This window comes from Pseudomonas sp. CROZ-RG-20F-R04-15, from assembly GCF_022662375.1.
Taxonomy (GTDB): Bacteria; Pseudomonadota; Gammaproteobacteria; order Pseudomonadales; family Pseudomonadaceae; genus Aquipseudomonas.
Genome location: NZ_JAKNQL010000007.1, coordinates 166,187 through 187,813, shown reverse-complemented (window position 1 = coordinate 187,813; position 21,627 = coordinate 166,187). Strand labels below are relative to the sequence as shown.

Here is a 21,627-nt window from a genome sequence, read left to right as displayed (position 1 = left end):
CCTTCGCTTGCCGATATTTATCCTTACACGCAGAGCAGAACACATGAATCGCCAGAAAAAACTGAAGCAGTTGTTCAAGGAAAAAGCCAAAAAGGCCAGCGCCAAACTGGCGCCGAAAAAGCCTAAATACATCAGCAAGGCCGATCGGGCGAAACTGGAGGCCGAGGTCGCTACGGGATCGGTTGATACCAGCGAGCGCTGATCCCGACCGTACGTGGTCGACGACATTTTACGCTCGACCTTTCGCGGCAGTACGCCTTACAAGAACGGCGAAATATTCGTCAGCGCCCGCTGGACATAGAGGTCTTTCTCACCCACCGGTGCGACGTAGTGAAGCGCATCGCTTGCCGCCGCCACACCGACAAGGCGCGCGATGAACCAGGCAGCCAGATACTGCGAGGCCAGGCAACCGCCTGCGGTAGCGACGTTACCATTGGCTGTAAACGGCTGATCGAGCACCGCCACTCCCGCGGCCTCGACCCACGGTTTGGTGATCAGATCCGTACACGCTGGAACATTGTTCAACATGCCAAGCCTGGCCAGGATAAGCGCGCCGGAACACTGGGCGCCAAGGAGCTGGCGTGCCGGATCAAGGCGCAGACGCGACATCAGTTCGGCATTGGCGACGACATCCCGGGTCAATTTTCCACTGCCTACCAGCACAGCATCGGCATCGCATGCCTCTTCCAGCGATACCTGCGCCTCGATCGTCAGACCGTTCATTGACTGCACCGTGGCCGAGGGGCTAGCGATAGACACGCGCCAACCCGGCTGGCGAACCCGGTTGAGAATGCCAAACGCAATGAGCGAATCAAGTTCGTTGAAACCTTCAAACGTCAGAATGGCGATTTGCATGATGAGCCTCAAGCCAGATAACCGAAGGCTCATCGTAGAGTTGGCGAGTCGAGACAATCAATAAATTGTCATGGATACACAGGCACTCCGCTTTGGCAGCTTCCCACCGGAAACAGACTGGGAACCTGGCCAGCCCTGCTTTTTTCAGAAGCGCTGGCCGGGTCTGCTGATTAATCAGAAACAACCATTAATCCACGTTATCTCTCGATTCATTGATAGCTGAAATGCTTTTGAATTCTGCATCTGGTCGAGTACTCACATACCCGTAATAGGTTTTGACCGCTTCGGATTTTCCGGGATACGGCTGTTCATGGGCGATGGTTTTCAAGCTCAGGCCCATACTGCTGTGGAACGTGCCACTGGCCTGAGCAGTCACCCCGCCGCCCTGTACGATATAGCCGGAAGTGCTGATGATGTTGTGTTGAATACACTCGGAAAAAACCTGTTCAACCGGGATGAACCACAAATAGTGGTAATCACCGTTATTGTTGATTGCCACTTTATTATTGAACCAGATGGCAACGCACCCTTGCAGCCAGACGTTCCCGACCCACTGGGTGTTCAGCTCGGTAAAACTCAAGTCAACCTCACCCCATCCGTGGGTGTGGGGAGAAATTGGCACTTTGGTCGACGCACCATAGTTGGAGGCTTTGGACTCGCTGGCGCCCTGCGTGGAAGACAGGGTCATTTCAACGGTACTGCTTGTTTCCGCGCCACCCACAAGTGGAATGCCCGCATTGGCTTTAACCGTGACGCCGACTTTGAGTTGTTCCGTGACGCTCCAGGTAAACGTGTCGGTCAAACCTTGTTGCAGGCTCACCACATGTTCAATGACCTGACCGCCGTCATTGATAGTGTCGTATTTGCCTAATAGAGCACTGCCACCATCTTTTTGCACAAAACTCGAGTACACCAGATCTTTCGGTGGCGTCACATTGGTTTGATACTGCATGTAGTTCCTGGTGTCTTTGTTACGGGCATACTGTGTGCTTTCAGTAAACCAGCAAGTTGTTCCATATTGAGCAGTTTTCCAGCGCCCCCAAGCGTTCGTGATCGTGTCGATATCATTCATGATAGTTTTCTCCATTATTTCAGGCAGATTCTTCACCCATTCGGCTGCGCATCAACGGCAGCCACGCTCAGGGTGGTTGAAAAAAAAGCCCGATCACTACTAATGTTCATAGTTTTTCAACGTATTTATGTGCTACGCGACCTTACCCTGAATAGACTTGCACCTGTCTGGTTGAAAACTCCGCAACCTCTAGCTAGCCTGACGGTTCGCCCCTGATACCGAATCAAGGATAGATATGGTCGTGGCTAAACATAACGTTGATTTTCGACAAGCATTCGACTATGCACGAGTTTCGTTCGCTGGCACGTTTCAAAAGGAACTAACAAGGAGGATCCAGCTAAAGACAAACTGCAGCCATTACGCAATTTTCTACAAGGCGGCAGTACCTGTATCACTTCCGAAAGTCTATCTCACTGACAACTTTGACTTTTCCTGTCGGGTTATCTACGACCAGGAAAAAATCTGGATGACGGATCCGGTTCTGGATCTAGCCAGTGATGTAGAAATACATCACTGGAGCAACGGGCTGCGCATGTCCTTGCCAAGCATCGTCACATTGGTAAAAACGTCCGTAGCCAACCGCGTGGCAGATGCTTCGACTTTAATTTACCCGGTGCGAAACGGCAGCGTGGCGTCACTGACTCTGATTTGGGCGAACACAGACCGACCCAACATTGACTTCAATGAAACCTACGAAACATTGTTTTCGGAATCACGAATGCTCGCCCAAAAAATAAGTCATCTGTCGAAATGCAGCCAATCCGCTGCAAGTAGTCAATTAAATACGCGTGAAGTACGCATCATGCGACTGCTTGCTGATGGCCTGACGTCAAAGCAAGTGGCCGACACCATCAATGTCACGCGCGCAACCGTCTACTTTCATGTCAAACAGTTCACCCGAAAGATGAACTCTTCAACACGTTCAGAAGCCATTATCAAAGCTGCGTTGCTTAGAATGATATAAGGCAACTTTCTTTCCGGATAAAAACCAGACTGATGAAAACCTCAAACCGTTGGCACCACGAAATTACCTCGGATTGGATCTTTCCTTAGCTGTTCGCCGCACTAATCTGGTCGCACTCCCCGGATCGACCAGGAACGGAAACCATGCCTTTGCGCAACTTCGACTGCCAACCCGTCCTTGATGGAAGCACGCTGAAACTCAGGGCGTTGATCGCCAGTGATTTTCAAGCACTGTTTTTGGCGGCCAATGATCCACTCATCTGGGCCGGCCACCCCGCCAGCGATCGCTATGAACGGCTAGTGTTTGAAGCGTACTTTGCTGCACGCCTGGCCAGCGCAAAAGCACTCGCCGTCATCGATAAGGAGTCGGGGCAGATCGTGGGGATGTCCAGCTACTACACGCCGCCGGATCTGCCTGAAAGTATCGCCATCGGCTATACCTTTCGGGTGCGGGCGAAATGGGGTGGCGATGCCAATCGTGAGTTGAAACGACTGATGCTGGAACATGCCTTCAAGGTCTACGACACCGTCTATTTCCACGTCGGCCCCGCCAACCTTCGCTCGCAAAAAGCGCTGTTGAAAATCGGCGCCGGGCACTTGTATGACGCCGAATTGAACCTTTCCGGGGCACCTGCTCTGTGCAAGTGCTACGGGTTATCCCGGGCACAGTGGCTGGCGAACCCGAAGGCGCAGCAGCACGGCGTGCACGTGCCCTGATCCCAAGGGGATCGCGAGTAACACCAGCAAGATCGAAAACCAGTCAAAGAGGCTTGGATACTGGCCGAAAATCGCCATCGAACTGAAGATCCCAAACAGTGGAATCAACAGTGACAACGGCGCGACACGCGACATCGGGTATTCGCGCAACAGCAGGTTCCATCCCCAATAACTGAAGTGCGTCGCCGCGTAAACCTGAAACGCGAGCGAAAAAACGGTCATCGCATTGAGCTGTGACGGCAGCGCAGTGAACGGTGCCGAGCCGTGCAGCAGCCATGTCAGCAGGATAAGCGGGATGGGAGGAAACAAGCTCGCCCACACCACAAACGCGAAGATCTCACGCACCTTCGAGACCTTGATCACGACGTTGCCGATGCTCCACGCCAAGGCACTGCCAATGACCAGTGCCAAACCGGCCGTCGAGGCGTCGCCGGGGCGACTCAGTACGATGCCTGTCAGGCCTGATGCGGCCAGCAAAGTGCCAAGCCATTGCAGCCGTCCCAAGCGTTCGCCAAAAAAAACCACACCCCAGCCCAAGGTAAAAAACGCACTGAACTGGATCAGCAGCGATGCGGTTCCGGGTGGCACGCCCCAGGCGATGCCCAGGTTGATCAATGCCCACATGGCCACACCGAAAATCAATCCGTAAGCAGCCAGCCAGTGGAACGCCACACGAGGACGCTCGACAAAAAACACCCAAGGCAAGGCCGCCAACGTAAAACGCAGCGCGGTGAGCAACAGCGGGTCGATCGCGGCCAGCCCGAGTTTGGTCACGGGGAAGTTCAATCCCCAGACAGCCGTCACCAGAACGGCGAGTAGCAGATGCTTCTTTTGCATGGTCAATCTTTCCCGGTGCCGAGCGGAAGTACTCGAGCGCGGAGAAATATGCCGGCAATCGTTATGGCCTGCTTTCAGTCACAGGCCAACTTTCATTAGAATCGGGCCATGCGAGAAATCACCCGCCATCCCTATCAAAACACCCCGCGCGATGCCGTCGTCACCGCCATCGATTACGCGGACGGGACGCTGTTCCCGCTGCACGATCATCAGCGCGGCCAGTTCGCCTACGCCGCCAGCGGCGTCATCACCGTTTTTACCGATGACGGTAACTGGGTCGTGCCGCCGCAACGTGGCATCTGGGTTCCTGCGCAACTGCCGCACTCCATGCAAATGCGCGGGCCGGTCACGCTGCACAACACCTACATCCGCAAACAAGCAGCGCAGCGCCTCGGACTGCCGGGGCAATGCCAGGTGCTGGACGTGTCGCCGTTGTTGCGCCATCTGCTGTTGAAAGCCATCGATGTCCCGGCGCGCTATTCCACGCAAGGGCATGACGCCCATTTGATGGGATTGCTGCTGCACGAAATCGCCAGCATGCCCGTGCTTTCGCTCAATGCGCCGTTGCCGGCAGAGCCAAGACTGGCGGCCGTGTGCCGGGCGTTTCTGCAGCAGCCTTCGCTGGAGGTCGGTATCGACGACATGGCGCAACGTGCGGGAATGAGCCGGCGCACCTTTACCCGCCATTTTCGACTGCACACCGGGATCAGCTTTATCGAATGGCGGCAGCAAGCCTGCCTGCTGGCGGCGATTGTCATGCTGGGAAAAGGTCAGTCGGTCACACAGGTCGCCATGGACTTGGGCTACAGCAGTTCCAGTGCGTTTGCGACGGTATTCAAGCAAGTACTGGGGGAAGTACCAAGTCGCTACTTTTAGAGGCTGTCGCTTTTACACGCCAACCACGCCCCCCAGAACAAACTGCTGAAAAACCGCGTCGCCTCGCCAAACCCCGCTTCACGCAGCAACGCTTGAACCGCCGCCTCGGAGTGCGGCGGATCGGCGCCTTGCAGAATCTTGCCAAGCTTGGCCTTCACCTCCTCCGCGCTCGCCCCCTGCTGCCGCCACCGCTGCCCCCACGCTTGCAGCAATAACGGTTGACTGGCATAGGCGTAATGGTTGCCCGCGACAATCAGCGGCGCGCCCGGCGTGAGACGTGCCTGAATCGATTGCAGAATCTGGCGCTTGGGATCGTCCCCATTCAGATGATGGAGCACACCGATCAACGTCGCCGCGTCGAATGACGCATCGGCGGGCAGGTCGTCGACATGCCCGAGATGAACCTGCGTCCGATGCAGCAAGTGGTTGGCCTGCAGATGCTGCACGGCGGCTTCCAGCATCGGCGCGGAAGGATCAACGGCAATGAAACGCCACTGCGGTTCCAGCGCCGCCATCGCAATGATTTCCTGCGCCGTACCGCCGGCGCCAACCACCAGTATGTTGGCCGGGCGCGAACCGAGACTGGCCGCCAACATGCAGGCCGCCAGATCGTGACAGGCGTCGTAACCGGCCAGGGCGATGCGACTTTGTCGGGCGTATTCGCTGGCGCGGGAGGTGTCGAATTTTTCTGCTGACGTTGGGTTCACGACGAGGCTCCTTGTTGTTTCAGAGGAACCTACGCCGAGACGCCAGATAAGAAAAATTCATTAATTTCATGCCCTGCATTCCTTGCGGGAATGAGGGCGTGTGAACCGTGTGTTGTTAATGCTGAGCCAGCAATGCCTGCAGCCCATTGTGACCGTCGACGATCAGGCTGCGGATCAGTGCCTGATAGTGCTCAGCGTCATTCGGCTCTCGAACATCGAAACTCGCCGACCAACTGAGGAGCGTTTTGTCTTGCCCGGTCAAAGCGACCAGCTTCACGCTGGCCACATAATTGTCGAGCGGCAAAGGTGCCTCTTCAAAGCGGTAGGACAGCGATAATGCTGAGTCATCAACCGACAACAGACGCTCTCTGACAACTGCCCCATCGGTCAGCGAGAGTGTGCGAATGCAACCCACCCTTTCAGCGCCCCCGCCTTCGATATGGCTACTCACAATCGCAGGATGCCAGTGCTGGATTTCGCCAAACTGCTTCACCACGTTCCAGACCCGTTGTGCATCGCCGTCCACGACAGCGGCAAACTCAACCATTGGCATAACATGAATCCTTGAAATTGATGTTCGCCGATCCCGGCAGCCGGCTGCCGGGACCGATGGGTACTCAGCCCTCGAACTGGTGATAAACCTTGGCGATGACCTTCCAGGCGCCGTCGATTTTGATCAGGGTCAGGTAGTCGTTGTAGTCGGCGCCAATCGCATCCGTTTCCATGTCCACACGCACCACTGCGGTGGTCGGGGTGATCGCCAGCACGTCGAGTCGCGTGCTGATTTCGGGGGCTGCGCCGTTCTTCTCGACAAAGTCGAACAGGTTCTTGATTGGGCCGCCGAGCAGTTCGCCGTTGGTGAAGCCGTACATCACTGCCTCTTTATGGAAGGCTTGAGCGACGCCTTGCGCGCTGCCAATACGAAGGCCTTCGACGTATTGATTGGCGGTCGCGATGACAGCGTTGTATTCAGCCGTCGGCACGGCTTTGATGTTCTTGGACATGGTTGTTTCCTATCGTTGGGGGGTGAGTGACAAAGGCTGCCGGGAGCCAGGATTGGCACCCGGCAGCAGGAACAGCCGACGGTTACCAGTCCTGGCGCGTCGGCGAAATGATCAGGTCGTTGACGGTGACGTTTTCCGGTTGGTTGAGCGCGTAGATCACGGCACGCGCGATATCGTCGGGCGCGATGGCGATGCGGTTCAGTTCCTGGGCGGCTTTGCGCCCCTCTGGGTCACTGACCTTGTCCGCCCAGCCGGTATTGATGACCCCGGGGCTGACCGTGTTGACGCGGATGCCGTGCTGCACGCCCAGCTCCTTGCGCATGGACTCGGTCATGGCTTGCACGAAAAATTTGGTGGCGCTGTAAACGCCTGCCGCCGGGCCGACCTGATGGCCGGCAACCGAGTCCATGTTGAGGATCTGCCCGGACTTGTGCTCCAGCATCATGGGCAGCACGGCTGCTATGGCATTGAGATAGCCCTTGATGTTCACGTCGATCATCTTGTCCCAATCCTCCACGGCCAGATCGACCCAGTTGGAGAACAGCATCAGCCCGGCGTTGTTCACCAGAATGTCGACAGCGCCATAGGTGTCCTGGGCGAATCTGGCGAGCGCCCGGGTTTGGCCCGGCTGGGTGACGTCAGTGGTGAAAGCGGCTACGTCATGACCGGCCTCACGCAATTCGGCGACGAAGGCTGCCAGACCGTGCTCATCCAGCGCGGCGGCCACGACGCGAACGCCGTGTGCCGCCAGCGCCCGTGTGGTTGCCGCCCCGATGCCGGAGGATGCGCCGGTGACGATGGCGACTTTGTTGTGCAGATAGTTCATGTTCCATTCCTCTTTACAGTGAATGCGATTGCGTCCGGGCAGTCATTCAGGCGTTGGCGGTGGGCCAATCGATGTAGCCTTTGGCGCCCCCGCCGTAGTAACTCTCACGCGGTGCAATGGTCAGTTCGAGACCACGCCGCAGACGCTCCACCAGATCGGGGTTGGCAATGAACAAGCGACCAAACGCCACCGCGTCGATACGGCCCTGCGCCCGACGCTCAAGCGCCATCGCCAGGTCGTAGTTGTTGTTGCCAATGAACGCGCCTTCGAACTGCGCACTCAACGCGTCCAGATCCACGCCCGCTGGCACGGTTCGAGACGTGGCCGTAGCGCCTTCGACGAAATGCAGATAGGCCAGATTGAACCGATTGAGTTGCTGGATCAGGTAGCCATAAGTCGCCATGACGTTGCTGTCGGGCGGCGTATTGCCGGCATCGGGCGTTACCGGTGAGAGTCGAATACCGACGCGGTCGCTGCCCCAAATCGAAACCACCGCTTCCGTCACTTCCAGCGTCAGCCGCGCACGGTTTTCGATGGAGCCGCCGTACTGATCGGTGCGCTGATTGGTCGAATCGCGCAGAAACTGGTCGAGCAGATAGCTGTTGGCGGAATGCACTTCCACACCATCGAAGCCGGCTTGCCTGGCGTTCTCGGCAGCCAGTTTGTATTGCTCGATGATTCCCGGAATTTCCGAGGTCTCAAGCGCGCGCGGCATCGACACTTCGACGAAACCATTCTCGGTGTACGTGCTGCCCTCAGCCTTGATCGCCGAAGGCGCGACCGGTGCTTGACCATTGGGTTGCAACTCGACACAGGAGAAACGCCCGACGTGCCACAACTGGCTGACGATTTTTCCGCCGGCCGCGTGCACGGCATCGGTGACCTTTTTCCACCCCGAGACTTGCTCTTGCGACCAGATTCCCGGAGTCATCGCATAGCCACGGCCCTGAGCGGAAATGTTCGTCGCTTCGGCGATGATCAAACCGGCACTGGCGCGCTGGGCGTAATACGTCGCGTGCATTTCATTCGGCACACCGTCGTCAGCCATCCGGCTGCGCGTCACGGGCGCCATTACGATTCGATTGGCCAATTGCAGCGCGCCCATGGCCATGGGCGAAAAAAGGTCGGTATCCACAGCGTTATCAATCATAAAAACTCCAAATCAATAGACCGGTCGTCTAGTAAACAGACCGAAAAAAACGCCCCTTTGTTAGCGGGCGAGCACTCGTCATCAGTGCGGTTTAACAAGCAGATATCCGTCGTGCCGGGTGGCGACTAAAAACTCACACTTCGGCCGCTGGACGAACGCGTGCAGGTTCAAGCGTTGCTCTTTCCCACTTGGCAATCACCAGTGGTGCGATGGCATTGCCCAATACATTCAGCGTGGTGGTACCGCTGTCGATGATCCTGAAAATACCCGCGATCAATGCCACACCCTCCAAGGGCAGACCGGCTGAAGCCAACGTCGCGGAAAGAATGATGATGGCAAACCCAGGCACCCCCGCCGCGCCTTTTGAGGTCAGCACCATCGTCACCACCAGCAGGATCTGCTGCGACAGCGACAGGTCGATGCCATAGAGTTGCGCCACGAAAATCGTTGCCACACCGAGGAAGATCGAAGCGCCGTCCAGATTGAATGCATAACCCACCGGCACCACGAAACTGACGATCCGACGCGGTACGCCGTAGCTCTCCAACCGGGTCATCAACTGCGGCATGACGGCGGCCGATGCGGCACTCGAGAACGCCAGAATCAATTCACTGCGGAAGTAGCGAATCAATTTGAAAATGTTCTCGCCAATCAAGTAGCAAATTCCGCCGAGTATCACCAAGGCGAAGACCACCAGCGCCAGGTAAACCACGCCGATCAACTTGAGCAACGGCAACAGCGAGGCAAAACCAAACGTCGCCACGGTTGCGCCGATCATGCCGAAGACCCCAATCGGCGCGTAGGCCATCACCATTGAGACGACCTTGAACATCGCATCGGAAATGCTCTGAACCAGCGCAATGGCCGGTGCACTTTTTTCTCTCGGCAGCGCATTCAAGGCGAGGCCGAACAGCACGGCAAAGAACAGCACCGAGAGCAATTTCGCTTCCGACATCGCCACCAGAACATTGTCCGGCACGATGTTCTGCAGGATCACCAACGCACCTTTTGACGGCTCCATGTTGATCGATGCCGTGCCGTGGGACAGGCCGGAAATATCGGTGCCGGTCCCCGGCTCGAAAAGGTTGGCGAAACACAGGCCGACCACAATCGCCAGCGCGGTAATCGCAAAGAAATACCCCAGCGACTTGATGCCCATGCGGCCAAACGACTTGTTATCGCCACCGCCGGCAATGCCCAGAATCATGCAGCAGAACACAATCGGTACCACCACCATCTTCATCATCTTGATAAAGATGTCGCCCAGAGGCTTGAGGATCTCCGCGCTGACCCATGTTTGATACTGCGGATGGGTATTGAAATACCAACCGACGAGCACGCCAAGCAACAGCCCGGCAACGATTTGCCACACCAGGGGAATACGTTTCATGTCTAGCCTTTTTGTTGGAAGGAAAGGTCTGCGCTAAAGGCAGTTGCTAGAGTCATGAGCTTCCAGCTCACTTGAGACCAAATGGCACAACCGGGTTGTGCCATGACGGGTGTCACTTGGCGAAGAGCTGGCTCATATCCTTGAAAGCCTTGAATTCCAGAGCGTTGCCGCATGGATCAAAGAGAAACATGGTGGCTTGCTCGCCGACCTGCCCCTGAAAGCGAATGTACGGTTCGATCACAAACTCGGTGCCAAAGGACTTCAGGCGTTCGGCCAAGGCTTCCCACTGTTGCCAGCCCAGGATGATGCCGAAGTGCGGAACCGGAACGTCGTGACCGTCGACCGGGTTGCTGTGAACACTTTCCTGGGACGCGGTTTTCGGGTGTTCGTGGATGACCAGTTGGTGGCCATAAAAATCGAAGTCGACCCACTGAGTACTGGAGCGCCCTTCTTCAAGACCAAAGACTTCACCGTAAAAGGTGCGCGCTGCAGCCAGATCGTAAACGGGGATAGCGAGGTGGAAAGGCGAGAGGCTCATCAGAACTCCGATCATGTTTTTGTGGGTTGGCGAACATTCCTGCCGTCATCGGCGCCTTGGGTTCAGCCGCTGCCGGGGATGGAAAACATCCTAGGGCGGAAAACAAAACATAAAAATCAATATATATTTCTTAGAATCACAATTAATATTTGTGAATGATCAAAGAACTCAAGACACTCATCGCCGTTGCGCGCGAAGGTACTTTCGCTGCTGCCGGCAACAAAATCGGCCTCACCCAGGCCGCCGTCAGCGCACAGATCCAGCGCCTGGAAGCCGAGCTTGGCTTCGAGCTGTTCGATAGAAAGGGGCGCTCGGCACACCTCAACAGAATGGGCCATCAGATCCTTCTGCAAGCGCAGGAACTGCTCAGGCTCTACGACAGCCTCGGTTCGACAACGGTGGGTCTGCCGCCCAGCGTGCTGGTCAACATTGGCGCGATTGCGTCGGTGCAGCGCTCTTATTTACCTGATGCACTGGCGAAGTTTCACCAGCACTGCCCGCAGTGCCGATCCCGCGTGGTGCCCGGGTTGTCGATGGAACTGGTCAACCTGGTGGATGCTGGCGAGATCGACATGGCCGTGATCATCCGCCCACCCTTCTCACTGCAGAGCGACCTGCGCTGGACGACCTTGGCGCTGGAGCCTTACCGATTGATCGTGCCCCGAGACGTGCCGGGAGATGACTGGACCCAGTTGCTTTCCAGCCAGCCGTTCATTCGATATGACCGCTCCTCCTTTGGCGGCAGGCAGGTCGACCGTTTTTTGCGGCAGATGCACTTCACACTGCGTGAGGTCTGCGAGCTGGATGAGCTGGAAGCAATTATCAAACTGGTCGAGAACGGTGTCGGCGTGGCATTGGTGCCGCAAACGGCGCCCGATTTCGAATGGCCTGCCGGTGTCCGGGTGCTCGACCTCGGGCAGCACACCTTCCACCGTGATATCGGACTGGTGCACCGGTCGCGGCAGACTTTTACAGAACCCGTGCGGATGCTGGCTGAACTGATCAGTGCTCAGGTGAAGATGGGGTATGAGTGAGGCCTTCAAAAAAACAATCATTAACCGCGTCAATAACAACCATTGATTCAATGAAGTTCTCTTATCAGGCTCGCGGCGTAAGATCGGCTCCAGACCCAACCACTACCCCACGGAGCACACACTCATGAAACGCCAAGCCCTTTTCAGCATCGCTTTCTCACTGTTCGCCCTGAATGCTTTTGCCGCTGAGCCTGCCACCCAGACTGATCCACTGTTCAGCGACGCAGTAGCCGCCGCAACCCAGACTGATCCGCTGTTCAGCGACGCAGTTGCCGCCGCCACTGAAACCGACCCGCTGTTCAGTGATGCCGTTGCCGAGGGTGGTTCAGACCGTTTGCTCGAACGCCGCGCCGTCTGAATGCAGCGCTTCAGCGCAGTCACCGAAGAAAGGCCCGACCTTACCCGTCGGGCTTTTTTCGTCTGGACATCTGCTCACCCGCCCTGCTCTGCCGGAAAGTTTTCCTCCCCGTTCGGCTCGATCACCTAACCTCATAGACTGTGTGATCCACTCGAGCCGCCGTACCCATGCGCAACACATTGAAGTCGTTGTTTTTTGTCGCGTTCATGCTGCTTGTTGGCGGCAGTCCGCCGCTGTGGGCAGCCGATTTGCCGGCGCCGGCCAGCACCACCGCCGCGCCGTTGCCGGTGATTTCGCAAAGTGATCTGCAGGCCTTGCAACAACGCCTCGACGGCCTCAAGCAACAGATTTCTGCAGCGAACAATTACAACCAGCTCGAAGGCCCGCAGGATCGGGTGCAGGCGTTCATTCTCGATGTCGATCGCTTATCGGCAGCGTTGTTGCCGCAGCAGGCGCAACTGGCGGTGCAGTTGGGCGTGCTAGGGGCTGCGCCGGATGCCGATCTGGCGGCGGAACACGCCGATATCGTCGCGCAACGGGCATCCCTGGCGGAGCAAAAGAGCAAGGTCGACGGCACGCTGAAAAGCCTGGCGGCGCTGAAGCAGAGCGCGGCGGATCTGATTACGCAGATTGCCGGTATCCGCCGCACGTTGCTGGAAAGCGAGCTGACGCTGGGCACTGACAGCGTGCTGAGTCCGAGCTTCTGGTCACCGCTGTTGAGTCCGAGTGACGACGACCGTGAGCGTTTACGCTTTTTCGTCGCGCAGGTGCGTGACACCTGGGCCACCGTGTGGGCACCGGGGGAGCGGTTCTACACCAGTCTGCTGGTGTTAATGGCGCTGATCATCTGGACGTTCGGCCGCAGGCTGGCTGAACGCGGTCTGACCTGGGTGTGCATTCACCGCATGCCCGAGGGTCGCCTGCGTCGTAGTGCGCTGGCGTTCGCCTCGGCACTGGCAACCATCGCCACCACCGGCATTGCCTTGAAATTGTTGTTCTACGCTTGCACCCGCCACCAACCATTGCCGCCAGTGCTGGAAACCTTCTCTGAGGAGTTCGAGAAGGTTGTGTATGCCTGTGTGCTGATCACAGGGTTGAGCCGCGCGTTGCTGTCGACGCAGCATCCGTCGTGGCGTTTGCCGGCGATCGCCGATGCGGTGGCGCAGGCGCTCAAGCCTTACCCGCGCATTTTGTCCTGCACGTTACTGGTGCTGGTCACGCTGGTGCAGGTCAGCAACGCCACCGGCATGAGCAGCCAGATCGTGATTGCCGGGCGCGGGGTCATTTCGATGGTGGTGCTGGCGATCGTGACGGTCCTGCTGCTGCGCGTTGGCAAGGTGCGCAAGGCGCTGGTCGCGGCCAATGATGCGGCGGCCAACAGCACGTTTGCCGGGGTGATTTACACCATCGCGAGCATTTCGATGTTTGTCTCGGCGATTGCCCTGCTCACCGGTTACGTGTCGCTGGCGCGGTTCATCAGTTATGAGCTGGTGTGGGCGTACATTGTTCTGTCAGGTTTCTATTTGCTGATTCAATTGATCAAGGACGCCTGCGAACACGTGTTTTCACCCCGACATGCCAGCGGCAAGGCACTCAAACAGTTGCTCGGCATTGGCGATCGCCGACTGGGTCAGATCGAAATTCTGCTGTCGGGTTTCAGCCGGGCCGCGCTGTTGTTGCTGGCGGTGATCGCGCTGTTTGTCGGCGGCATCGGCACCACGCTTGGACAACTGGCGAGCAACATCATGGCGATCCTCGGCGGCGCCGGTCTGCGCAAGCTGAACATCGTCCCCGGCCATCTGCTCAATGCCGTGCTGGCGTTGATGATCGGCATCTGGCTGATTCGCGCCCTGCGCCGTTGGCTCGACAACGAGTTTTTACCCAAGACCGACATGGACCCGGGCATGTGTGCCTCGCTGAGCACGCTGTTTTCCAACATCGGTTATGCCTTTGTGATTCTGCTGACACTGTCGTCGCTGGGCGTGCAGTGGACCAATCTGGCGTGGATTGTCAGTGCGCTGTCGGTAGGCATCGGTTTTGGTTTGCAGGAGATCGTGAAGAATTTTGTCTCGGGCCTGATTCTGCTGACGGAACGACCGGTGAAGGTCGGCGACTTGATCAGCATCAGCGGTGTGGAAGGCGACATCCGCCGCATCAACGTGCGCGCCACGGAAATCCAGCTCAGCGACCGCTCGATCGTCATCGTGCCCAACTCGCAACTGATCTCGCAGAACCTGCGCAACGTCACGCTGGGCGGCAGCGCGCAAGGCGTGGCATCGCTGGAACTGGTGTTCCCGCTGGACATCGATCCTGAAGAGGTCAAGGACCTGTTGCTCAACACTTACCGGGAGAACGAAACCATCCTCGATAAACCGGCACCGTTTGTGCGCTTCAGCAAATTGTCGTCGGACGGGATTACCTTGACGGTGACCGGGTACGTGGCTAGCCCGAGGATTGTCGGGGTGACCAAGAGCGATCTTTTGTTCGAAGTGCTCAAGCGTCTGGGGGCGGCGGGAATTGCGCTGGCGCACCCGGCGGCGAGTAGCTGAAAAATCAATGAGGCGAACAACCGCCGATTTCCTGCACGACGCGGTCCGCCAAAGCCAGACAGCTCGTCAGCCCCGGAGACTCGATGCCGAACAGATTCACCAGACCCGGCACGCCGTGCGCCGCTGGGCCACTGATGACAAAGTCCGCCGCCGGTTGGTGTTCGTCACTGATCTTCGGGCGAATGCCACTGTACGCCGGTTGCAAGCTGCCATCGGGCAACCCCGGCCAATAGCGGCGAATCGCCTGGTAGAAGCTGTCGGCCCGCTGCGGGTCCACGCGGTAATCAACCTGCCCGACCCATTCCACATCCGGCCCGAAGCGCGCCTGCCCGGCGAGGTCGAGCGTCATATGGACGCCGAGCCCGGCAGCTTCGGGTGCGGGGTAGACCAGATGGCGAAAAGGTATCCGCCCGCTGAAGCTGAAATAGCTGCCTTTGCACAACCGCGCCAGGGGAATGAACGATGAGGACAGGCCGGCGATACGACTTGCCACTTGCGGCGCAGACAAACCCGCACAGTTGACCAGTTCGCGGCAACCCAGGGTCATGGGCTGCGCGCCGCCCATGCGCAGCTCGATCCCGTCAGGGTGACACCGAGCGGATTCAAACGGTGTATGAAAGGCAAACGAGGTGCCCATGGACTCGGCATCCGCTTGCAGGGCGAGCATCAAGGCATGGGAGTCGACAATTCCGGTGGAGGGCGACCAGAGAGCCGCGACACAGGACAGTTCCGGCTCCAGCGCCAGCGCCTGGCGGGCGTCGAGCAGCTGCAAGCCCTCGACACCGTTGCGCCGCCCCTGCTCCCACAAGCGCTGCAGGGCACCGCGCTGCGCGTCATCGGTCGCAACGATCAGCTTGCCCAGACGCTGGCAAGCCACGGCGTGCGCCTCACAAAAGGCATATAGACGGCGGTTGCCTTGCACACACATCTGCGCCTTCAAGCTGTTGCCGGTGTAATAGATACCGGCGTGGATGACCTCTGAATTGCGCGAACTGATGCCCGTCCCGATGCCCTCGCCCGCCTCCACCACAATCACTTCACGCCCGCTCAAGGCCAGTGCCCGGGCCACCGCAAGCCCGAGCACACCGGCGCCGATCACCACGCATTCGATATCGATATTCACCGCCCCTCCGTGCGCTCGAATTGCTTGATCAGCATGGTGACCTTCTCCACCTCGCCATCCGACAAATGATGGTGACAAGGAAGGGTGAGCATTTGCCGGGACAGACGTTCTGTATTGGCCAGCACGATGCGCGGCTGACTGCTCAACCAGGCTTTTTGCCAATGGATGGGCACCGGATAATGAATGGCCGTTTGCACATCGTGCTGCGCCAGAAATGCCTGCAAGCGATCACGATTATCCGACTGCACGACATAGTGATAATAGGAATTTCCCGGCTTGCCCCCACCCAGATCGGTCCCCGTGCGGGTTGCGCCGAGGACGTCATCATAGAAAGCGGCGATTTCCACACGTCTTTTCAGCCATTGATCCAGATACTGCGCTTTGACATTGAGCGCCGCGGCCTGCAACGAGTCGAGGCGTGAATTGATACCGAACCGCACTGATTCGTTACGGGTTTCCAGGCCATGATTGCGCGCGATGCGCGCGTATTCGGCAATCTTCGGATTGCGGGTGACCAGCATCCCGCCATCCCCCAGCCCCCCGAGTGTCTTCAACGGATGCATGGAGAAAGCTGAGGCATCGCCTCGAGTGCCGACTTGCTGACCGTCGAGGGTGGTGCCGATCGCTTGTGCGCAATCCTCGATGACGGCCACTGCGCGGGCACGGCACAGGTCGAGGATGGCATCGATATTCAGCGGACGTCCGCGCAGATAGACCGGAATGACCGCTTTGGTCCGCGCGTTCAAAAGGGGCGCAATCGTATCGACATTCATCAGCTCATCGGCGCCCACGTCCGCCAGGATCGGCCGGGCACCTGCAGCCACAATGGCACCGACGGTGGCAACAAAGGTATTGGCGCAGGTAATGACTTCGTCGCCGGGCCCGATATCCAGCGCACGCAATGCCAGAAACAACGCATCCGTGCCTGAATTGAGGGCCACAGCATGCGCCCCGCCACAGCGATCCGACATCCAGGCTTCGAACGCCAGAACCTCTTCACCCAGGATGAATTCGCCTGACTGCAGGAGCGCCTGCCAGCGCTCGAAGATCTCGCTCGAGAGGTCCTGTGCCTGCTCCTGGACGTTATTGCACTTGATCATTTCGCGCACTCCTTGGCATGAACATGAGGGAAATCAGGACAATCAGCAGAGTCCCGACCGCACTGACAACTGCGGTAAGCGTCAAGGTCTGGGAGTAGCCGACGATTCCGCCGACCACACCGCTGCCCAGATAGATGAAGGGGTGCACGCCGCTGGTCACGAAGGTATCGACCGCCACCACCTTGCCCAGATCCCTCTCGGGGGAATGGGTCTGCATGGCGGTTGCCCAGCCAGTGAGCCAGGACGCTTCGACGATGCCGACGAACGTCGCCCCGAGAATCGCCATCCACGCCGATGTGCCCAGCCCGAGCAGGGCCATTGCCCCCGCGAGGAACAATCCGCAAGTGACGGCGAGCCCCACCAGTCGCTCATGCCCCGAGGCCAGCACCGTGATGACCGAACCGATGCAGGCGCCGAATCCCGATGCCGCCAGGCAATAGCCCCACATGTCTTCACTGAAGCGCTGACTGATCGCATAAGGGGCAACGACCAGAAAGATCGGAAAACACAACACGTTCACCACCAGCGTCGCGGCAAAACCCAGCAGCAGCGTGGCGTTGTTGACGACCACGGTGATGCCGTTGAGCGCTTCACGCAGCGAAAACTCTTCCTCCGATTCATGGTGGCCGACGTTCGGCAACTGCGCGGTGTAAACGGCGGCGCAGAAGAAGGTCAGCCCATCGATCAGGATCCCCCACACCGGGTCCCAAAGAATGATGAACACCCCCAGCGTGGCCGGAAACAGAATGGCAACCAGGTTATCGATGAAATTCATCGCCCCATTGCCCGCCACCAGGGCTTTTTTTGGCAACAGATTAACCAGCAACACCTGTGCACAGGGTTTCGATACACCAATGCCAATACCGAAGATCAGATACGCGAGCACCAAAAAACCCCAGTGCGCCCCTGTGATCAGCAGCGCAACGGCGGCCAGTTGCGCGAGGCCTCGCGCCGTATCGGTATAGATGAGCACCTGCCGGGGCGATTTGCGATCCGCCAGCATCCCCCCGGCCAGAGCACCGATAACGGTTCCGACACCGACGGCAGCCATGATGAAACCAAATACATCACCACCGAAACCGTCGCGAATCAGTGCGATCGGCAGCGCCGCCAGGCAGATGGCATCGCCGGCCATCGACAGGCCCTGGCCAATCAGCAACTTGCGAAACGGCAAGACACTCAAGGCATCGTTGTAAGGTGACAAGCGTTCTTTGATAGAGATCATGGGTGCCCCTCCTTGAGGCCTATTCGTCCATCCTCGCTGCGCTGGGTCGCCAGTTGGCGATCGCCGTGGCGAACCTCCAGCTCGTCGTCACCGAGCACGGAAATCCGCAGTCGTCGCCCCCGGAACTGCAGGGTGAAATGGTAAGCCTGCCAGTGTGCGGGCAATTTCGGTCGGAAGGCCAGTTGACCCGATTCGACAGAAAGCCCCGACAGCCCCTCGACCAATCCTTGCCAAGCGCCGGCGTAGGCGGAAAGGTGCAGCCCGTTGCTGTAATTGTCGACCGGCGTGAAGTCGAGGTTATAGCGGCTGGCCCGGGCAATGAAATCGGCGCTGATGTGCGTCTCGCCCAGATGCGCGGCAACGACGGCATGCGGGCCGTAACTCAACGAGGACTCATGCACCGTACGCGGTTCATAGTAATTGAACGCGGCGCGCTTCACGGCCGCTGAAAAATCGTCGGGAAACATCGACATCAACAGCACGATGTCAGCCTGTTTGACCAGTTGCGAATCGAAATTTTGCAGTTTCTCCGCGCTGTCGCGCTCGATCTCGTCGGCAAACTGCGGCCCACGTTGTTTGACCACACGCAGGCGGGTGTCCGGCAATGCCGCATAACCTTCGAACTCCTCCGGAATGGCCACCCCGTCCACGGTGATCCACGGCAGATAGACGTTATCGGCTATCGCTTGCCAGAGTCGACGTTGCGCGGCAGATACACCGGGAAAACCCGGCCGGTCGAGCAATGAAAGCACCCGCCGGAGACTCCAGCGCAGCAGGTAATTGGTAAAGAAACTGTTGTTCACATGGTAGTGATACTCGTCCGGGCCCATGACCGAATTCACCACGTAGGCCTGCTTGCTCTCTGACCACTTGAACACCGATGCCGCGAATCGAGCGCTTTCAATCAGGATTTCGTAGCCTCGAGACTCCATGAACGCGTTGTCACCGGTTACTGCCCAGTACTTGTTCACGGCATAGCTGACGTCTGCCGAAATGTGCAGCACCTCATCGACACTCCACTCTCGCCTTATGTCCTGCTCAGGATAGGACAACACGTAATGCGGGCCATTTTCGCCGCCCCGATCGTTGGATGCCTCCGCGAAACGTGCGCCGCAAAAGCCGCTGGCGCGGGCGAACTGCCGGGCTTGTTCCATGAACGTGTAGCGGTAGTCGATCAGCGCCCTGGCAACGTCCGGCGCGTTCCAGATCCAGAACATGCACTTGTGCAGTTCAGTGTCGAAGAACGTCGCGCCAGAATGGTAAGTGCTGGTCAAACCTCGCGCCGGCGATATCGTGCCATTGGCGCCATGCGCGGCGCTGAGGCCATGTTGCAGCAATTGGAATACTGCGTACTTCATGCCCAGATCAGTGCCCGGCTGCGGGGTCTGAACGGTGACTTCATGCTCACGCCAGAGGCTGTTCCATTGGCTCAGATGACGGCCCTGAATCCTTGCGACATCAAACTCTGCGGCAAACCCGTCGCGGGGGCTGTGAGCGCCATCGACGCCCACCCGCCAATGCGTCACCAACCGGTGCTGGCTGACAGTTGCAAAGTCCAGGGTCACCGAAGCCACACAACCCTCTTGCCCCTGCCGCCAGGAAACGACGGAACTCGCCGCTGAATCCACCTGTTCGACCCGCACGTCATAACGCAGCCGCTGTTCGGCGGTGTCGACGATCTGGCTGAAAAAAGATTGGTCGATCAGGCTTTGCCCGAAATCGTAATGCCGTGCGGTCAGCCAGTCACAAGCCCCGAGGTATTCGTTCGACGCGCTGCCATCCAATCCGTAATCAAGCCTCAATCGATGGGGCGCGGTGCCGGTGCCGAGGCGTTTCAAACCGATCTGCGTCGACACCGCAGCCTGATCCGGGGCGTCAATGAACTGCGTGACCGTCAGCTCGTATTTCACACCGGCCAGCTGAAATTGCTCGCAACTGCTGACTGTTGCCTGATCAAGCGCCAACACCACCACGGCTTCGTTGCTTGCCGACTCAAGCGGCAACCCCGTGTCAACATCGTAAAGCCGCAGGATGGTCGGTGCGGGCAAGGCAATGATTTCCCGCGAGACGCCGACACCGGCCGCATAGCCCCCCGCCAACAGCAACTGCGTGCGCCGGCAGCGAGCCGATGCGTTGGGCATGTACGGACGCACACCGAGCAACGGATTGGCCAGGGTCGCCACGCACGCCGCGAAGGACGAAGACCTCGCGTCGATCGCGACGATGTCTTCGCGCTGCTCACCGTAGGAAATGCTCAGCACGATGCGCCTCCTGACGCCTGGAACGACCAGTCGTTGTGCAGCATGTTGCGTACGTTGTGATAACGGACATCCGCTAACACATCGCCGCTGTCCTGGAAGTTCCCCGATTGCCACTGCTCACAGATCTCCACGATCGCATCGCGGATCGAAAAGATGAATTCGAAACCCAGCGTCTGTTGCACCCGTCGGGAGTCCAGCCGGTAAGATCGAACATCGTCGCTGTGGGTCGTGGTAATCGGCACATTGGTACGGAAGTAACGGTCGACGATCTCTTTCACCTGACTGGCAATATCGGTCACCGTGTGGTTCTCGTAGCCGACATTGATTGCCGTCCCGGACACCTCGCCCAGGGACTCCCGTTCGACCAGCATCGTATACAGCCGGGTCAGATCGCCGATGTGTACGTTGGGGCGATACTGACTGCCGCCGAATACGGTGATTTCACCGCGCGCCAGCGCACTGGCGGTCAGGATGTTCACGGTCAGATCCAGGCGCTGGCGGGGTGACCAGCCGCACACCGTGGCGGCTCGAACCGCGACAGTCTCGAACGATGAATCGGTCAGTTCAAAGAGTATTTTCTCGCCGTCAGCCTTGAACCGGTTGTAGTCGGTGATGGGCACGCAGGGTTGGCGTTCGTCGACAAACGGTTCTGCATTGACGCCGTAGACACTCGCCGAAGACGCGTAGATAAAACGCCGGCAACCCAGACGTTTGGCGCTGCTCATCAAATGCGGCAGGCAGTCGATGTTTATCGATTGGCCCAGTTCGGGGGCCGAATTGAAACTCGGATCGTTCGCCACCGCAGCAAGATGCACAACGGTGTCGACACCTTGCAGCGACGTTTCCACGAGCGCCGGATCGCGTATGTCGCCCTTGATGAATTCCAGGCCAGGATGGTTCAGCAAACCTTCGAGGCCATTGCCGAAATACAATGCATCCAGCACCCGGACGCGGTACCCGGCGGCGAGCAGTTTGGGCACCAGACGCGAGCCAATATAGCCAGCACCGCCCGTAACAAGCACAGCTGAATTCTTTTTCATGG

At 58.3% G+C, this 21,627-nt stretch carries 22 protein-coding genes; 7 read left to right on the top strand and 15 right to left on the bottom strand.

Features of this window, described 5'->3' with window-relative positions; translation table 11 throughout:
- Window positions 1–43 precede the first annotated feature (43 nt).
- On the top strand, window positions 44–202 hold the full coding sequence (locus L8H52_RS13150; protein ID WP_242207405.1) for a DUF2986 domain-containing protein: 159 nt from the start codon (window positions 44–46) through the stop codon (window positions 200–202).
- 56 nt (window positions 203–258) lie between these two features.
- On the opposite strand, the gene L8H52_RS13145 is transcribed toward L8H52_RS13150, so the two are convergent.
- Window positions 259–855, bottom strand: a complete 597-nt coding sequence (locus tag L8H52_RS13145; protein WP_242207404.1) for a DJ-1/PfpI family protein — start codon at window positions 853–855, stop codon at window positions 259–261.
- Window positions 856–1,042: 187 nt separating this feature from the next.
- Entirely contained in the window at window positions 1,043–1,927 is an 885-nt protein-coding gene (locus tag L8H52_RS13140; protein ID WP_242207403.1) for an ETX/MTX2 family pore-forming toxin, read from the bottom strand.
- A 241-nt stretch (window positions 1,928–2,168) separates the two neighbouring features.
- Between L8H52_RS13140 and L8H52_RS30525 the strand changes: the two genes are divergently transcribed.
- Both L8H52_RS30525 and L8H52_RS13130 read left to right on the top strand, forming a co-directional pair.
- Entirely contained in the window at window positions 2,169–2,891 is a 723-nt protein-coding gene (locus tag L8H52_RS30525; RefSeq protein ID WP_242207402.1) for a LuxR family transcriptional regulator, read from the top strand.
- Between the two features lie 143 nt (window positions 2,892–3,034).
- Window positions 3,035–3,607 carry a GNAT family N-acetyltransferase gene (locus L8H52_RS13130; RefSeq protein ID WP_242207401.1) on the top strand — a complete coding sequence of 191 codons (573 nt, stop codon included), beginning with the start codon at window positions 3,035–3,037 and terminating at the stop codon, window positions 3,605–3,607.
- On the opposite strand, the gene L8H52_RS13125 is transcribed toward L8H52_RS13130, so the two are convergent.
- Window positions 3,545–4,444 (bottom strand): EamA family transporter, encoded by a 900-nt coding sequence (locus L8H52_RS13125; protein WP_242207400.1) that lies wholly within the window; start codon window positions 4,442–4,444, stop codon window positions 3,545–3,547. The genes L8H52_RS13130 and L8H52_RS13125 overlap by 63 nt on opposite strands.
- Before the next feature lie 108 nt (window positions 4,445–4,552).
- On the opposite strand from L8H52_RS13125, the gene L8H52_RS13120 reads away from it, so the two are divergent.
- Window positions 4,553–5,320, top strand: coding sequence for a helix-turn-helix transcriptional regulator (locus L8H52_RS13120; protein WP_242207399.1), 768 nt, complete (start codon window positions 4,553–4,555; stop codon window positions 5,318–5,320).
- Here L8H52_RS13120 and L8H52_RS13115 read toward each other — a convergent pair.
- The 7 genes from L8H52_RS13115 to L8H52_RS13085 all read right to left on the bottom strand — a co-directional run bounded on the left by L8H52_RS13115 (window position 5,317) and on the right by L8H52_RS13085 (window position 10,935).
- Entirely contained in the window at window positions 5,317–6,027 is a 711-nt protein-coding gene (locus L8H52_RS13115; RefSeq protein ID WP_242207398.1) for a class I SAM-dependent methyltransferase, read from the bottom strand. The two genes, L8H52_RS13120 and L8H52_RS13115, sit on opposite strands and share 4 nt — an antisense overlap.
- A gap of 115 nt (window positions 6,028–6,142) precedes the next feature.
- Entirely contained in the window at window positions 6,143–6,580 is a 438-nt protein-coding gene (locus tag L8H52_RS13110; RefSeq protein WP_242207397.1) for an SRPBCC family protein, read from the bottom strand.
- A gap of 64 nt (window positions 6,581–6,644) precedes the next feature.
- Window positions 6,645–7,031: a nuclear transport factor 2 family protein gene (locus L8H52_RS13105; RefSeq protein ID WP_034155449.1), complete on the bottom strand. Its 387-nt coding sequence runs from the start codon at window positions 7,029–7,031 to the stop codon at window positions 6,645–6,647.
- Window positions 7,032–7,113: 82 nt separating this feature from the next.
- Complete coding sequence (locus L8H52_RS13100; RefSeq protein WP_242207396.1) at window positions 7,114–7,857, bottom strand: SDR family oxidoreductase; 744 nt, start codon at window positions 7,855–7,857, stop codon at window positions 7,114–7,116.
- Between the two features lie 46 nt (window positions 7,858–7,903).
- Window positions 7,904–9,007 carry an alkene reductase gene (locus L8H52_RS13095; RefSeq protein WP_242207395.1) on the bottom strand — a complete coding sequence of 368 codons (1,104 nt, stop codon included), beginning with the start codon at window positions 9,005–9,007 and terminating at the stop codon, window positions 7,904–7,906.
- Window positions 9,008–9,140: 133 nt separating this feature from the next.
- Window positions 9,141–10,397, bottom strand: coding sequence for a cation:dicarboxylase symporter family transporter (locus tag L8H52_RS13090; RefSeq protein ID WP_242207394.1), 1,257 nt, complete (start codon window positions 10,395–10,397; stop codon window positions 9,141–9,143).
- Window positions 10,398–10,509: 112 nt separating this feature from the next.
- Window positions 10,510–10,935, bottom strand: a complete 426-nt coding sequence (locus tag L8H52_RS13085) for a VOC family protein (protein WP_026000724.1) — start codon at window positions 10,933–10,935, stop codon at window positions 10,510–10,512.
- A gap of 155 nt (window positions 10,936–11,090) precedes the next feature.
- Here L8H52_RS13085 and L8H52_RS13080 point away from each other — a divergent pair, with 155 nt between their 5' ends.
- The 3 genes from L8H52_RS13080 to L8H52_RS13070 all read left to right on the top strand — a co-directional run bounded on the left by L8H52_RS13080 (window position 11,091) and on the right by L8H52_RS13070 (window position 14,876).
- Entirely contained in the window at window positions 11,091–11,969 is an 879-nt protein-coding gene (locus tag L8H52_RS13080) for a LysR family transcriptional regulator (protein ID WP_242207393.1), read from the top strand.
- A gap of 124 nt (window positions 11,970–12,093) precedes the next feature.
- Entirely contained in the window at window positions 12,094–12,327 is a 234-nt protein-coding gene (locus tag L8H52_RS13075; protein WP_141128278.1) for a hypothetical protein, read from the top strand.
- Window positions 12,328–12,494: 167 nt separating this feature from the next.
- Window positions 12,495–14,876 (top strand): DUF3772 domain-containing protein, encoded by a 2,382-nt coding sequence (locus L8H52_RS13070; protein WP_242207392.1) that lies wholly within the window; start codon window positions 12,495–12,497, stop codon window positions 14,874–14,876.
- A 4-nt stretch (window positions 14,877–14,880) separates the two neighbouring features.
- Here the strand turns inward: L8H52_RS13070 and L8H52_RS13065 are convergent, their stop codons facing one another.
- The 5 genes from L8H52_RS13065 to L8H52_RS13045 are packed head-to-tail and all read right to left on the bottom strand — an operon-like array spanning window position 14,881 to window position 21,625.
- A complete protein-coding gene (locus L8H52_RS13065) occupies window positions 14,881–15,999 on the bottom strand; it encodes an NAD(P)/FAD-dependent oxidoreductase (protein ID WP_242207391.1) in 1,119 nt (372 codons plus the stop codon).
- The gene (locus L8H52_RS13060) at window positions 15,996–17,099 is read right to left on the bottom strand and encodes a DegT/DnrJ/EryC1/StrS family aminotransferase (RefSeq protein WP_242207390.1); all 1,104 of its coding nucleotides are present in this window, start codon (window positions 17,097–17,099) and stop codon (window positions 15,996–15,998) included. Before L8H52_RS13060 ends, L8H52_RS13065 begins: the two co-directional genes overlap by 4 nt.
- Window positions 17,083–18,324, bottom strand: a complete 1,242-nt coding sequence (locus L8H52_RS13055) for an MFS transporter (RefSeq protein WP_242207389.1) — start codon at window positions 18,322–18,324, stop codon at window positions 17,083–17,085. Before L8H52_RS13055 ends, L8H52_RS13060 begins: the two co-directional genes overlap by 17 nt.
- A complete protein-coding gene (locus tag L8H52_RS13050) occupies window positions 18,321–20,585 on the bottom strand; it encodes a glycosyl hydrolase family 65 protein (RefSeq protein ID WP_242207388.1) in 2,265 nt (754 codons plus the stop codon). The genes L8H52_RS13055 and L8H52_RS13050 overlap by 4 nt, the downstream gene beginning before the upstream one ends.
- Window positions 20,579–21,625, bottom strand: coding sequence for an NAD(P)-dependent oxidoreductase (locus tag L8H52_RS13045; RefSeq protein WP_242207387.1), 1,047 nt, complete (start codon window positions 21,623–21,625; stop codon window positions 20,579–20,581). Before L8H52_RS13045 ends, L8H52_RS13050 begins: the two co-directional genes overlap by 7 nt.
- Window positions 21,626–21,627 lie beyond the last annotated feature (2 nt).